The organism is Sphingopyxis sp. LC81 (assembly GCF_000756375.1).
Lineage (GTDB): Bacteria > Pseudomonadota > Alphaproteobacteria > Sphingomonadales > Sphingomonadaceae > Sphingopyxis.
In genome coordinates this window covers 37,501-51,270 of sequence record NZ_JNFD01000035.1, presented here as the reverse complement: position 1 = coordinate 51,270, position 13,770 = coordinate 37,501, and the positions used below count along the sequence as shown (strand labels likewise).

Below are 13,770 nucleotides of genomic sequence, written 5' to 3'. Positions count from 1 at the left end.
GAAGGGTGGATTTTGGCCGGTGCTCCGCTAACAAGGCGGGGATGAGCAAAAACGACGATGACAGCCTCCGCCCTGCGACGAAACTCGTGCAGGGCGGGCGGCGCCCCGAATGGACCGGCGATCCGCGGCTGGGCGGCGGCGTCGTCAATCCGCCGGTGTGGCGCGCCTCGACGATCCTCTACGACAATATCGCCGACCTGAAGGCGCGCGGCCACGCGACGCACGACAAGCTCTATTACGGCCGGCGCGGGACGCCGACGGTGTGGGCGCTCGCCGATGCGTTGACCGGGATGGAGCCGGGGGGCGAGGGCACCCTGCTCTATCCGTCGGGGGTCGCGGCCAATTCGGCGGGGCTGCTCGCGCTCTTGTCGCCGGGCGATCACCTGCTGATGGTCGACAGCGCGTATGAGCCGACGCGCGCCTTGTGCAACGGCATGCTCGCGCGCCTCGGTATCGAGACGACCTATTATGACCCGCTCGTCGGCGCGGGAATCGCCGAGCTGATTCGGCCCGAGACGAAACTGATCTTCCTCGAATCGCCGGGCAGCCTGACCTTCGAGGTGCAGGATATTCCCGCAATCACCCGCGTTGCGCGCGCGCGCGGCGTGCTGACGATGCTCGACAATACCTGGGCGACGCCCTTGCTGTTTCCGGCGCTGGCGCACGGCGTCGACGTGACGATGATGAGCCTCACCAAATATGTCGGCGGGCACAGCGACGCGATGATGGGCTCGCTGACCGCGACGAAGGCGGTGTGGCCGCGGCTGCGGCAGGCGGCGTATCAGCTTGGGCAGGCGGTTTCGCCCGACGATTGCGCGCTGATGCTGCGCGGGCTGCGCACGCTCGACGTGCGGATGCAGCGCCACGGTGCGAATGGGCTGGCGGTCGCGAACTGGCTCGCGGCGCGGAGCGAGGTCGGCCGCGTGCTCCATCCCGCGCGGCCCGGCGATCCCGGCCATGCGATCTGGGCGCGCGATTTCGCCGGCACGAGCGGGCTGTTCGGCTTCACGCTGAAGGGCGTCGACGAGGCCGCGCGGACGCGTTTCATCGATTCGCTCGTCCATTTCGGCATCGGCTTCAGCTGGGGCGGCTATGAAAGCCTGGTCGTGCCGAGCAACCCCGAGACTATCCGCACCGCGACGACATGGACCGATTCCGATCCGCTCGTCCGCCTGTCGATCGGGCTCGAGGATCCGGCCGACCTGATCGCCGATCTCGAACGCGGCTTTGCCGCGATGGCCGGATAAGCTGATGGACGGGCTGCCCGAGGGCGTTCTCCGCACGATCGAGGCGCTGAAGGCGATCGGCATCGATGTCGGCTCGTACCGGCTGTCGCTCTATGGGCTGTTCTCGACGATCGTCGTCGCGGTGCTGCTGTATCTGGCGGTCCGAATCATCTTGCGCTCGATCAAATGGCTGCTCCGCCGCAATACCCAGATCGATGCGACGCAGCGGCTGCTCGCCGAAAAGCTGATCGCGATCGCGCTGTTCGTCTTTGCGCTGCTTTTCGGCATCGACCTGCTCGGCATCGACCTCACCGCGCTCGCGGTCTTTTCGGGCGCGGCGGGCCTCGCGATCGGTTTCGGGCTGCAGAAGACCGTCGGCAATCTGATCGCGGGGATCATCCTGCTGATGGACCGGTCGATCAAGCCGGGCGACATCATCGTCGTCGGCGACGGGAGCTCGATGGGCGGATCGGCGCTGCCCGGCGGGGTGCCCAATGTCGGCCGCGTTGCGAAGATCGGCGTGCGCGCGGTCAATGTCGTCACCCGCGACGGCAAGAAACATCTGATCCCGAACGAACTGCTGATGACGCAGCCGGTCGAAAATTGGAGCTATGCGAGCCCCGAGGTGCGCGTGCGGATGCGCGTGCCGGTTCCCTATGACTGCGACCTCAGGCGCGCGCAGCGGCTGATCGTCGAAACCGCCATGACGAACCCGCGCATTTTGAACGAGCCCGAACCGGCGGTGTGGATCACGGCATTTGGGGAACGCGCGGTCGAGCACGAGCTGCGCTACTGGATTTCGGACCCCGAGGCGGGACTCGGCAATATCCAGGGCGAGGTGTTCCTGGGGATCTGGGATCGGTTCAAGGAAGTGGGAATTCGCATCCCCTATCCGCGGCAGGACGTGCACATTGTCGGGGCGCCGGATATGGACCCGGCGCCCACGGACAAGAATTAGAAACCGATCTTCTTCGCGCGCTCGATGCACTCGACGATGATGCGCTTCGCCTCGTTCACATCGCCCCAGCCGTTGAGCTTCGCCCATTTGCCGGGTTCGAGATCCTTATAGTGGGTGAAGAAATGCTCGATCTGCTGGAGCACGATCGGCGGCATGTCGGTGTAGCTCGCGACATCGGCATAATAAGGAAAGGTCTTGTTGACGGGCACGCAGAGCAGTTTCTCATCGCCGCCGGCATCGTCTTCCATCATCAGCACGCCGATCGGGCGGCACTTGACCACCGCGCCCGCGACGATCGGCGAACGCGCGACGACGAGCGCATCGAGCGGATCTCCGTCCTCGCCCAGCGTGTGCGGCACGAAGCCATAATTGGCGGGATAGCGCATCGGGGTGTGCAGGAAGCGGTCGACGAACAGCGCGCCGCTCGCCTTGTCGAATTCATATTTCACCGGCTCGCCGCCGATCGGAACTTCGATCAGGACGTTGAGGCTGTCGGGCGGGCTGTCGCCGGCGGGAATCAGGTCGATGCGCATGGGAGATCCTTTTGTGTTTTTGAATCGCGCGCGCCTTTAGCGCCGGAAAGAGCCAAAAGTCGAGGGGCGAAGGGCGTGCAAGATCCTCCCTGTGCCGCAGGCATGGAGAGGTGGCAGCGCGAAGCGCTGACGGAGGGGGTATGGCGCCCCCCCTCCACCATTCGCTTCGCGAACGGTCCCCCTCCCCACCGCTGCGCGGCAGGGAGGATTTCAGAGTTGGCGCTTCGCCGCCAGCAGCCGGTCGAACCAGTCGGGGCCACTCCCGGTTTTCTCGAGATGCGGCCAGCGCAGCCCGGCGTGATAGCCGATCTCGATGTTGCGATAGCGCCCGCCGCGTTCGACGAGCAGCCGCACCGGGGTCTTGGCGTCGGTTGCGACGCGAATCGCGGCCTCGATCCGCTCGCGGCTATAGCTCAGCCCGTCGACCGCGACGATCTTCGTGCCGCCCACGATGTCGGCCTTGAACGCCGGGCCGTCCCACAAGATGCCGGTCGCGACGCCGTCCTTGTCGATCGTCAGCCCCAACGAATGGGTGAGGTCGGCATTTTTCGCCTGCGCCATGCGGTCGCGGTCATAGATATTGGGCGCGTCGCGCCAGACGAGGCGGTATCCCGCGCGCTCGATCCCGCCGGTGGGTGCCGGCCGCCCGCTCGCCTGCATGCGTTCGCGCAGGAAGCTCGCCCAGTCATAAGGATGGACCGCGTTCAGCGCCTGGGCGACATCGTCGAAATCATAGGTGTCCTGCCCCCAGTCGCCCTCGCGCCCGCCGAAAAAGGCGCGTGCGAAATCGTCGAGGCTTTTGCCATTGTTCGTCGCCTGGCGGATCAGCATGTCGGCGTCGAGCCACATCAGCGATCCTTCGTTGTAATAATCCTCGCTGCGCGACCAGCTCGCAAAGGGCTTGGGTTTGCGCGCCGCGATGATCGGGTCGAGCGTCGTGTCCTCGACCGAACGCCACTGGCGCCCCGGCTGGACGCTGTAATTGCCGGCGTTCGTCGCCCATTCGGCGAGGACCATCTCCTTCGACTGCATCCCCGACCGGCCGGCGAGGACGAGGTCCCAGAAGCTCGTCTGGCCTTCGTAGACCCACAGCAGATTGTCCTGCATCGGGGTGCGATAGTCGGGGGTCCACATCTTGTCGGGGCGGCGGTATTTGCCGTTCCAGCTGTGCGTCAGCTCGTGCGGCAGCAGCCCGCGCTCGCTGTCATTGTCGTTCCATTTGGTGAAATAGTCGGTCGCGCGGCTGTTCTCGCTGCTGCGATGATGTTCGAGCCCGATGCCGCCGAGTTCCTCGGTGAGCGCGAGCAGGAATTCGTAGCGGTCGAAATGCCGCACCCCGAACAATGCGATCGCTTCGGACACCAGCGCGGCGTGGCGCGCGATATGATCAGGGCTCGCCTCGAGATATTTGGGCTCGTCGGCGACGACGTTGAGCGTCACCTTGTTGCCGAGGTCCCATTTGCGGAAAAATTTCCCCGCGAACATCGGGCTGTCGACGAGCACCTCATAATTGGTCGGGGCAAAGCTGTAGCGGTTGCCCGAAACCTTGAGCCCGTCGAGCGCCGACGCGCCGGTCCAGCCATCGGGCAGCGTCACTTCGAGCTGCACCGGGATCGCGCGGGTGAAATAGCCCGCAGGATAGAGGCTGACCTGTTCCCATTGCAGGTTCATCATCGCCGGGGTCACGACGACGCGGCCTTCGCTCGTGCGCGTCGGCGACAGGAAGTCGAAGGTGACGTCGATGCTCTTCGTGCCCGCGGGCACATCGACGTCGAAGGCGTAGACGTCGGTCGGCTGGCGCGTCCAGATCAGCGGCTTGCCGCCAGCGCTCGCCTTGAATCCCGCCATTTCGGCGATCGCGCCGCGCGGGGCGTGCTTGCCGGGCAGCCATTCGGGATAGAGCAGGGTGAGCTTGCCCGCCTTCGCGACGGGGATCGTCTGTCGCACATGGAAGATGCCGCGCGCAAAGTCGGTCGCGTCGACCTTGAGCTGCATTAGGCCCGGATAGGGCTTGTCGGCGGGCAGCGGGATCGTCAGTGGCTGGACGACCGGCTGGGGCCGGCTGTTGCCGTCCTGGGCGGTGGCGGGCGAAAAGGCGATGGGTGCGGCGATGGCCGCCGCTGCGACGAACAGTGCTTTTTTCATGGGCAGCACCTCTGCCGCGAAACGTGGGCGAGGTCCAGCGGCGGCTCTGCAAGCGCACTTTGCCTTTCGACGAAAAACCATTAGATGCGCCGGCCATGAGCAAGGACAAAAGCGCGAAAATCCCGACGCCGCAGGCGGTACGCGGCACCCAGGACATGCTTGGCGATTTCGCCGACCGTTTCGCGCACGTCGTCGACACGTTCGAACGCGTGCGCCGCCTCTATGGCTTCAAGCGCATCGAAGTGCCGGTGATCGAGCCGACCGCGGTGTTCGCGAGGTCATTAGGTGAGACCACCGACGTCGTGTCGAAGGAAATGTATTCGTTCGACGACCGCGGCGGCGAATCGATCACCTTGCGCCCCGAATTCACCGCGGGGGTTGCGCGCGCCTATATCACCAATGGCTGGCAGCAGTTCGCGCCGCTGAAGGTCGCGATGCACGGCCCGCTATTCCGCTACGAACGCCCGCAAAAGGGGCGCTATCGCCAGTTCCACCAGCTCGACGCCGAAGTGCTCGGCAGCGACAGCCCGCTCGTCGACGCCGAATTGCTGGTGTTCGCCGACCAGCTGTTGAAAGAGCTGGGCATCAGCGAGGGCGTCACGCTGACGCTCAATACGCTCGGTGATGCGGCAAGCCGCGACGCGTGGCGCGGGGCGCTGGTCGATCATTTCGAAGCGCATCGCGGTGATTTGAGCGAAGACAGCCTCGCGCGGCTCGACAAGAACCCGCTGCGCATTCTCGATAGTAAGGACCCGAAGGACCGCCCGATCGCCGACAGCGCGCCCGATATCGACGCGTATCTGACGAGCGAAGCGCAGGACTTCTTCGGCGCTGTGACGTCGGGCCTCGATGCCGCGGGCGTCGCATGGGAGCGCAATGCGCGGCTCGTGCGCGGGCTCGACTATTATCGCCACACCGCGTTCGAATTCGTCACCGACCGGCTGGGTGCGCAGGGCACGGTGCTCGGCGGCGGACGCTATGATGGGCTCATCGAGAATCTTGGCGGACCGCCGACCCCGGCGGTCGGCTGGGCGGCGGGGATCGAGCGGCTGGCGATGTTGCTGGAAGAGCCGAAGCTTTCAGAGCTCCAAGTGGCTGTGGTGATTGAAGACGACGCCTATTTGATGAGGGCCGTTAAAGCAGCGGCCGTTCTTCGTGCGAATGGCCTTTCGACGGAGCTGGTGGTCACTGGCTCGCCAAAGAAGCGATACGATAAGGCTGCCAAAATGGGGCCGCATGAGATCGTGCATCTATCGAACGAGGGTATCCGGATAAATAAACGCCTCCGCGACACCCACGATGAATTCCGGGCGGAGAAGGCTCTTGATGGAATCGATTGGTCGGACATCTAAGTCATGACCAATGTTTCCGAAAGACAGATCGACGCCATCATTGAACGCCACGCCGCGTTGCAAGCGCGTATGGCGACGGGCGATATGGCGCCCGCCGATTTTGTCGCCGCGTCGAAGGAGTTTTCCGAGCTCGAGCCCGTCGCGACCGCGGCGCGCGAAGTCGTGCGGCTGCGCGGCGAAATCGTCTCGCTGAACGAAATGCTCGCCGATCCCGAAATGAAGGCGATGGCGGCTGAGGAGCTTGCGGCGGTCGAGGAAGCTTTGCCCGCTGCCGAGCATGATCTTGCGATCAGGTTGCTCCCCAAGGACGTCGCCGACGAGCGCGCGGCGATGCTCGAAATCCGCGCCGGGACCGGCGGCGACGAGGCGGCGCTGTTCGCGGGCGACCTGCTGCGCATGTACAGCCGCTACGCCGACGGGCAGGGCTGGAAGGTCGAAGTCATTTCGGCGAACGAGGCCGAAATGGGCGGGTACAAGGAAGTCGTCGCGTCGGTGACGGGGCAGGGCGTGTTCGCCAAATTGAAGTTCGAGAGCGGCGTCCATCGCGTCCAGCGCGTGCCCGCGACCGAAAGTCAGGGCCGCATCCATACCAGCGCCGCGACGGTCGCGGTGCTGCCCGAGGCCGAGGAAGTCGACGTCGCGATCAACGACAGCGACCTTAAGATCGATATTTACCGCGCGAGCGGAGCGGGCGGGCAGCACGTCAATACGACCGATTCGGCGATCCGCATCACGCATATCCCGTCGGGCCTTGTCGTGATCCAGCAGGACCAGCGCAGCCAGCACAAGAACCGCGCGAAAGCGATGCAGGTGCTGCGCGCGCGGCTCTATGACCTCGAGCGCGAGAAGATCCACAGCGCCGAGGCGTCGGCGCGCAAGTCGATGGTCGGGTCGGGCGACCGCTCCGAACGCATCCGCACCTATAATTTCCCGCAGGGGCGCGTGACCGACCACCGCATCAACCTGACGCTCCACCGCCTGCCCGAGATCATCGAAGGCGCGATGGACGAGCTGATCGACGCGCTGATCGCCGAGGATCAGGCGCAGCGGCTGGCGGGATTGGGTGACTGACGTTGCGTCCGCGCTGCGCGACGCGGCGCAGCGGCTGGCGGCGGTGTCCGACACCCCGCGCCTCGATGCCGAACTGTTGATGGCGCATGCGCTCGGGACCGAGCGGCAGGTGCTGCTGCTCGATCCGGCGCGTTTTGCCGTGCCCGAGGGTTTCGCGGCGCTAATCGAACGGCGGCTGCGGCACGAGCCGGTCGCCTATATCGTCGGCTACCGCGATTTCTGGACGATTCGGCTGGCGGTTGGCGCTGGCGTGCTGATTCCGCGGCCGGATAGCGAGACGTTGATCGAAGCGGCGGCCCGGCATTTCGGAGATGGCGCGCCGCGCCATGTGCTCGATCTGGGCACCGGACCCGGAACCCTGCTCCATGCGGCGCTGGCCGAATGGCCGCGCGCGACGGGGCTGGGGATCGACGCGAGCGAGGTGGCGCTGACTTATGCGCGCGCCAATGCCGATGCGCTGGGTTTGGCGGATCGCAGCGAATTCCGGGTCGGCGATTGGGGCGCGGGAATCGATGGCCAGTTCGACCTCATCCTCTGCAACCCGCCCTATATTGCCGATTCCGAAGCCCTGATGCCCGATGTCGCCGGTCACGAGCCCGCGGGCGCGCTTTTCGCCGGGGCCGACGGGCTCGACGACTATCGGCGGATCATTCCCGATTTGCCGCGCCTTTTGGCGCCCGGGGGGCTCGCGGCCCTTGAAATCGGGCACACGCAACATATCTCGGTTCGTGAGCTCGCCGAAACCGCGGGATTCATGGTCGCCTGCAGACAGGATCTGGGCGGCCGCGACAGGGCGCTTTTGCTGACCCGCGCCTGACGGCCCTACAAGAATTTGCTTGGTTTCCGCTAAAAAGCGCGGTAGGGGCGGGCTCACAGACCTGATCGGGGTCCCTTTGGCGATGCGAACAGCATCGATACTGGTCCGGCTGGTCTGCTTCCCACTTACGATGCTGGTGCGGGACCGTGGGGTCCGGTGCAAGCGGTAAAGGGCAAGAACCGCGCAAGGAGCGCGGGCACGACGCGCGGGTGGCGCGGTCGGCCAAAAGGGGTTGGCGTAGCTTATTAGCTTATCGACAGGATGTCTCAGTTGAACATGAACAACCGACAGAACGGTCGCCGTCGCGGCCGTAACAACAACAGCAACAACAATAATCGGCCGCAGTCGGGTGGGCGCGGCGGTGTCGACCAGGCCAACCGCATCGACAGCCGCGCACGCGGCAATGGCGCCCAGATGATCGAGAAGTACCGCAACCTCGCGCGCGACGCGCAGCTTGCTGGCGACCGGGTCCAGACCGAATATTATCTGCAGTTCGCCGACCATTATTTCCGCGTCGTGAGCGATTTCCGCGCCCGGCAGGAAGAAAAGGCCGCGGCGAACGGACAGGAACGCAGCCACGACCGCAGCCGCGAGATTCGCGGCGTCGAGGATTTCGACGGCCACGACGATACCGACAGCGATTTCGAAGCCGACACCGGCCGCGACGACGGCGACAATGGCGACGACCGCGGCGAGCGGAACGATCGTGGTAACGATCGGGGCGACCGCAATGACCGCGGCCAGCGCGACAATCGCGGCAACCGCGAACCGCGCGGCGACCGCGACGACGACAATCGCGGCAATCGCGAACCGCGCGGCAACCGCGACGATGACAATCGCGGCAACCGCCAGCCGGCGCGCAGCCGTCCCGCTCGCAACCGCGACGAGGACGAGGCCCGCGACGACCGGAACGATCGTAGCGAGGCTCCCGCCGTGCGCGAAGAAGCCGCCGAGCAGGAACCCGCTCCGCGTCCCGCGCGCCGCCCGGCCCGCCGCCCGCGTCAGGAAGACAGCGCCGACAATAGCGACCTTGGGGGCAATGCCGGAATCGACACCGCCGTTCTGCCGCCCGCGATCGGCCGTCCCGAACGCAGCGCCGAAAGCGATGCCGCGGACGAAGCGCCCGCCGCCAAGCCGCGCCGCACGCGCCGCACGCTGGCGACGCGCAACACCGACGTTGAAGCGGCCGAATAAGCCAGCGATTTCACGCTGGTTTTTCCGATTCGCATGACATAGCCTCCCCGCGGGATATCCTGCGGGGAGGTTTTTTATGCGCGTGTTGGGCTTGGCCTGTTTGCCGCTGCTCGTCGGCGGGACGTCGTCTCCTCTCCTCGCGCAGGACGCCGCGACCGGCAATGCGCAGGGCGATGTCGCGGTCACCATCTATAATAATGGCCAGTCGCTTGTGCAGGACGATCGCCAGCTCAGCGTCACCGCCGGGCGCAACCGCATCGAATTCCCCGACGTGTCGGCGCGCATCCGCCCCGAAACGGTGACGCTCTCGGGCCCCGGCATCGGGATCGTCGAACAGAATTTCGATTTCGACCTGCTCACCCCCGACAAGTTGATGGACAAGGCGGTCGGCCAGTCGATCACCCTCGTGCGCACCAACCCCGCGACGGGTGCCGAACGGACCGAGCGCGCAAAGGTGCTCGCGGCGAACGGCGGCATCGTGCTCCAGATTGGCGAGCGGATCGAGGTGCTGCGCGACGACGGCCTGCCGGTGCGCGCGGTGTTCGACCGGCTGCCGCCCAATTTGCGCGCGCGCCCGACGCTGTCGGTGACGGTCGATGCCGCCAATGCGGGAACCGTCCCGGCGCGGCTGTCCTATCTCACCCCGAACCTTGGCTGGACCGCCGACTATGTCGCGCTGTTCGACGCCGCGAAGGGCGCGATGGATATTCAGGGCTGGGTGACGCTGACCAACAGCACCGGCACAACCTTCAGCAATGCACGCACCTTGCTTGTCGCGGGCAGTCCGGGCGGGGGCGGCGGTTTCCGCCAGATGAGCGGCGCGATGGATTCGGCGGGCACCGAATCGAACGACCGCGAACGGCTCGGCGACTATTATCTCTATCCGCTCGCGCAGCGGACGACGATCGCCAACGCGCAGCAGAAGCAGGTGAGTTTCCTCGACGTGAAGGGCGCGCCCGCGCGCTCGACCTATGAATATGTCAATCGCTGGCTCGGCAGCAACAACGAGCCGGTCAGCACCGCAAGCGTGCTGCGCTTCTCGACCTCACGGCAGGGCGGGCTCGGCGACCAGCTGCCCGCGGGCACGATTCGCGTCTATATGCGCGACGCGCGCGGCGATCCGCAGTTCATCGGCGAAAATGCCATCGGTCATACCCCGATGGGCTCGGCCATGTCGCTGCGCACCGGCGATGCCTTCGACGTGAAGGTCCAGCCCACCGTCGTGTCGCGCACGCGCAAGGGCGATTCGCGCTGGGTGACCAAGATGAAGTACATCGTCAGCAACGCGCGGCCTTCGCCGGTGACGGTGCTGCTTGCACAGGACGGGCTCTATGGCGACGTCCGGATCAGCGACGAAAGCCTGAAGGGCGAACGCATTTCGGCCGACCGCGTCGAATGGCAGGTGCCTGTGCCCGCGAACGGCAAGGTCGACCTGACCGTCACATTCGATTCGCGTTACTGAGGTCCAAGCGATGCGGGCCTGGCCGCTGCTGCTGTGGGTCGCGGCGCTGCTGGCGCCGGCGCCTTTGTTTGCACAGGCTTCGGCTCCGATCGCCGTGTCGACCAAAATCGACGATGCCGCGGTCACCGTCTATCGCGCGCCGTCGCGCGGCGGCGGGCCGATCGACCCCAACTGGCCGCAGGGTTTCGCCTTCATCACCGAGACGCGCACCGTCACGCTGCCCGCCGGGATGTCGGTGCTGCGATTCGAAGGCGTGGCCGAGGGGTTGCTGCCCGAAACCGCGGTGCTCAGCGGCTTGCCTGATGGCGTCGTTGAAAAGAATCGCGATGCGCGGCTGCTGTCGCCCGCGGGGCTCGTCGATGCCTATCTCAAGCGTAGCGTCACCTTGCGGCGCACCAGCCTCGCCACCGGAAAGGTCGTCGAACAGGACGCGGTGATCCAGTCGGGGCCGAACGGCGGGGTGATCGTCCAGACCGCGGCCGGGGTCGAGGCGCTCGCCTGTTCGGGCCTTCCCGAACGGATGCTCTATCCTCGCGTGCCCAGGGATCTTTCGGCCAAGCCGACGTTGTCGGTGCTCGTCGAGAGCAAGGCGGCGCGGACGGTGAAGGTGCAGCTCCTCTATCTCGCCGAAGGGTTCGACTGGGCCGCCAATTATGTCGCCGATCGCGGCACCGACGGAAAGACGCTGGGGCTGACCGGCTGGATCACTGTCGCGAACGGCGGGGTGACGAGTTTTCCGGGCGCGCAGCTCAACGTGATCGCGGGCCGCCTCAACAAGATGTACAGCCCGCCGCTGCCGCGCAGCACCCCGGGGCCGCTGGTGCTCAAATGCTGGCCGATGGACATCACGAGCACGCATCCCCTGTGGGAGCTGCCGCCGATCATCGAGTATGAGCAGAGCTATGATGAGAGTGCCGCCGCCGAGGTGATCGTAACGGCGCCGCGCCGCGATCGGCGGGGGATGCCTCCACCGCCGATGATGGCCGCCCCGGCGCCGCCTCCACCCCCCCCGCCGCCGGCCGAGGATCTGGGCGACCTCAAATTCTATCGCATCCCCTTTCGCGTCGATGTGTCGGCGAAGGGGCAGAAGCAGGTCGCGCTGCTCGCGAAGGACAAGGTCGCGGTCGAGCAGCTTTATGCGGCGACGCTCCATGATTTCATGGCGAACCGGCTTCAGCCCCTCTCCATGCAATTGCGTGTGCAGAACCGCGAGTCCGATGGATTGGGCCTTGCGCTGCCCGCCGGTGCGGTAACGGTTTTTGAAACGATCGGCGGGCGACGCCTGCTCGTCGGTGAGGCAAAAATCGGCGACAAGGCAAAGGACGAACGCGTCGATTATGACCTCGGCCTAAGTCCGGCGGTGCAGTATCTGACCGTTGTGAAGAATGACTCCGATCCGGATTACAAGCTCTGGCAGGTCAAGATAACCAACGCCCGGCCCTTCGATGCGGAGATCGAGATTCTGATTCCCTTCGCGCTCGATCCCGCGCCCGAAGGGTGGGAACGGCGGGGCAGCAGCTGGGTGTGGCGCGTGCGCGTTCCCGCGAACGACAGCCTCGTTCAGACTTTCCGGCAAAAGATGAAAGGCGGCTGAGCCGCCGTTCAGATCGGCGGCAGCGCCCGCGGCCGGTGATTCTCGTCGAGCGCGACGAAGGTGAACAGCCCCTCGGTCACACGCTCCTCGGTCCGGCCGCCGTCGCGCGTCGCGATCACTTCGATTCGTATACCCATCGACGTGCGCCCGCGCCGCTCGAGGTGCGCATAGACCGAGATGATGTCGCGCAGCAGGATCGGGGCGATAAATTCCATCGTCTCGATCGCGACGGTCGCGACCGCGCCCTGCGCTTCGCGTCCGGCGACGATACCGCCCGCGATGTCCATTTGGCTCAATACCCAGCCGCCGAAGATATGGCCGTTGGCGTTGATGTCGGCGGGGCGGGGGACGACGCGCAATATCGGGTCGCGCGGGCAGTCGGATTCAGGCTTATCGGTCATTGTTCATATCCGGGTCGTTTTCAAAAGGGTCTTCGATCGATTCGTCGTGGCCGCTGCCGCTCGACAGGAAGACGAGTCCCATAAGCGCGGCGCCGAGCATGACCGACAGGCCGACGCCGGCCGCGGTCGCGATGATCATATGAATGGTGAGCGCCTCGCCCATCGTAAATCGCAGCCAGCCGAGCGCGCCGACGACGGCGAGCAGCGAGACCAGCGCCATGCCCTTCATCAGGCGGCGATAGCGCGCCCAGGCGACATTCGATGTGTCGCGATTGTCGAGGGGAGAGCGTTTGACCATGGTGCTTCCATGAACCAAGCCGCTGCCGCGGCCAAGCGCCATCGCGGGCGCCGGGGCGTTTCGTTCGCCAAGCGAATCATGTTAGGCTGACCCCGCAACAGATAGAGACGGGAGCGGCACCTATGACGATCGGAGCGATTCTTCAGGGACGGACCGGGGCAATCATCTCGGCGGGGCCGCGCGACACGGTGCGGACGGTGGTCGACCTGCTCGCGCAGAATCGAATCGGCGCAGTGCCGGTGGTCGAGGGCGATTCGATCGTCGGCATCTTTTCCGAACGCGACATCGTGCGGCTTCTTTCTTCCTATGGTCCCGAAACGCTCGACCGCAGCCTCGACGAGGTGATGACCAAATCGCCGGTGACGTGCGATCCGAGCATGGCGGTGATCGGCGCGCTCTCACAGATGACGCAAAAGCGCATTCGCCACCTGCCCGTGGTCGACGGCGGCCGACTCGTCGGATTCATATCGATCGGCGATCTGGTCAAATATCGCATTGACCGGATCGAGGCCGAGGCCGCGGCGATGCGCGACTATATAGCGTCGTAACAGCCGCGCGCTGCCGGGCCGCCCTTTCCCTTCTTCTATATATAGGAGGCTCCGTCGGTGACCGGCGGAGACTCCGATCTGCCCCGGATGACTATCCGCTGAGTCGAATCGCCGGGATTGGTGTCCGAACGCCGGCAACAACGCCCTCGTCGGCCAGATTCGCACCCGAAT

13 protein-coding genes are annotated in these 13,770 nt (G+C 65.6%); 9 read left to right on the top strand and 4 right to left on the bottom strand.

Going from position 1 to position 13,770, the window contains the following annotated elements; all coding sequences use genetic code 11:
- Positions 1-41: 41 nt before the first annotated feature.
- Both metC and FG91_RS16185 read left to right on the top strand, forming a co-directional pair.
- On the top strand, positions 42-1,247 hold the full coding sequence (gene metC / locus FG91_RS16190) for a cystathionine beta-lyase (protein WP_037516910.1): 1,206 nt from the start codon (positions 42-44) through the stop codon (positions 1,245-1,247).
- 4 nt (positions 1,248-1,251) lie between these two features.
- Positions 1,252-2,184, top strand: coding sequence for a mechanosensitive ion channel family protein (locus tag FG91_RS16185; RefSeq protein ID WP_052187763.1), 933 nt, complete (start codon positions 1,252-1,254; stop codon positions 2,182-2,184).
- Here FG91_RS16185 and ppa read toward each other — a convergent pair.
- Positions 2,181-2,717, bottom strand: coding sequence for an inorganic diphosphatase (ppa, locus tag FG91_RS16180; RefSeq protein ID WP_037516908.1), 537 nt, complete (start codon positions 2,715-2,717; stop codon positions 2,181-2,183). The two genes, FG91_RS16185 and ppa, sit on opposite strands and share 4 nt — an antisense overlap.
- A 210-nt stretch (positions 2,718-2,927) precedes the next feature.
- Positions 2,928-4,862: a M61 family metallopeptidase gene (locus FG91_RS16175; RefSeq protein WP_037516906.1), complete on the bottom strand. Its 1,935-nt coding sequence runs from the start codon at positions 4,860-4,862 to the stop codon at positions 2,928-2,930.
- Positions 4,863-4,957: 95 nt separating this feature from the next.
- Here FG91_RS16175 and hisS point away from each other — a divergent pair, with 95 nt between their 5' ends.
- The 6 genes from hisS to FG91_RS16145 all read left to right on the top strand — a co-directional run bounded on the left by hisS (position 4,958) and on the right by FG91_RS16145 (position 12,352).
- Positions 4,958-6,214: a histidine--tRNA ligase gene (gene hisS, locus FG91_RS16170; RefSeq protein ID WP_037516903.1), complete on the top strand. Its 1,257-nt coding sequence runs from the start codon at positions 4,958-4,960 to the stop codon at positions 6,212-6,214.
- A gap of 3 nt (positions 6,215-6,217) precedes the next feature.
- Positions 6,218-7,285, top strand: coding sequence for a peptide chain release factor 1 (prfA, locus tag FG91_RS16165; RefSeq protein WP_037516900.1), 1,068 nt, complete (start codon positions 6,218-6,220; stop codon positions 7,283-7,285).
- Complete coding sequence (gene prmC, locus FG91_RS16160; RefSeq protein WP_037516898.1) at positions 7,278-8,102, top strand: peptide chain release factor N(5)-glutamine methyltransferase; 825 nt, start codon at positions 7,278-7,280, stop codon at positions 8,100-8,102. Before prfA ends, prmC begins: the two co-directional genes overlap by 8 nt.
- A 276-nt stretch (positions 8,103-8,378) precedes the next feature.
- The gene (locus tag FG91_RS16155; RefSeq protein WP_037516896.1) at positions 8,379-9,296 is read left to right on the top strand and encodes a DUF4167 domain-containing protein; all 918 of its coding nucleotides are present in this window, start codon (positions 8,379-8,381) and stop codon (positions 9,294-9,296) included.
- Between the two features lie 76 nt (positions 9,297-9,372).
- On the top strand, positions 9,373-10,758 hold the full coding sequence (locus FG91_RS16150) for a DUF4139 domain-containing protein (protein ID WP_037516894.1): 1,386 nt from the start codon (positions 9,373-9,375) through the stop codon (positions 10,756-10,758).
- 10 nt (positions 10,759-10,768) lie between these two features.
- Entirely contained in the window at positions 10,769-12,352 is a 1,584-nt protein-coding gene (locus tag FG91_RS16145; protein WP_037516891.1) for a DUF4139 domain-containing protein, read from the top strand.
- 8 nt (positions 12,353-12,360) lie between these two features.
- On the opposite strand, the gene FG91_RS16140 is transcribed toward FG91_RS16145, so the two are convergent.
- Together FG91_RS16140 and FG91_RS16135 are read right to left on the bottom strand one after the other, a co-directional pair.
- Entirely contained in the window at positions 12,361-12,753 is a 393-nt protein-coding gene (locus FG91_RS16140; RefSeq protein WP_037516887.1) for an acyl-CoA thioesterase, read from the bottom strand.
- Positions 12,743-13,051, bottom strand: a complete 309-nt coding sequence (locus FG91_RS16135; protein WP_037517312.1) for a hypothetical protein — start codon at positions 13,049-13,051, stop codon at positions 12,743-12,745. The genes FG91_RS16140 and FG91_RS16135 overlap by 11 nt, the downstream gene beginning before the upstream one ends.
- Before the next feature lie 122 nt (positions 13,052-13,173).
- Here FG91_RS16135 and FG91_RS16130 point away from each other — a divergent pair, with 122 nt between their 5' ends.
- Complete coding sequence (locus tag FG91_RS16130; RefSeq protein WP_037516884.1) at positions 13,174-13,599, top strand: CBS domain-containing protein; 426 nt, start codon at positions 13,174-13,176, stop codon at positions 13,597-13,599.
- The last annotated feature ends 171 nt before the right edge of the window (positions 13,600-13,770 follow it).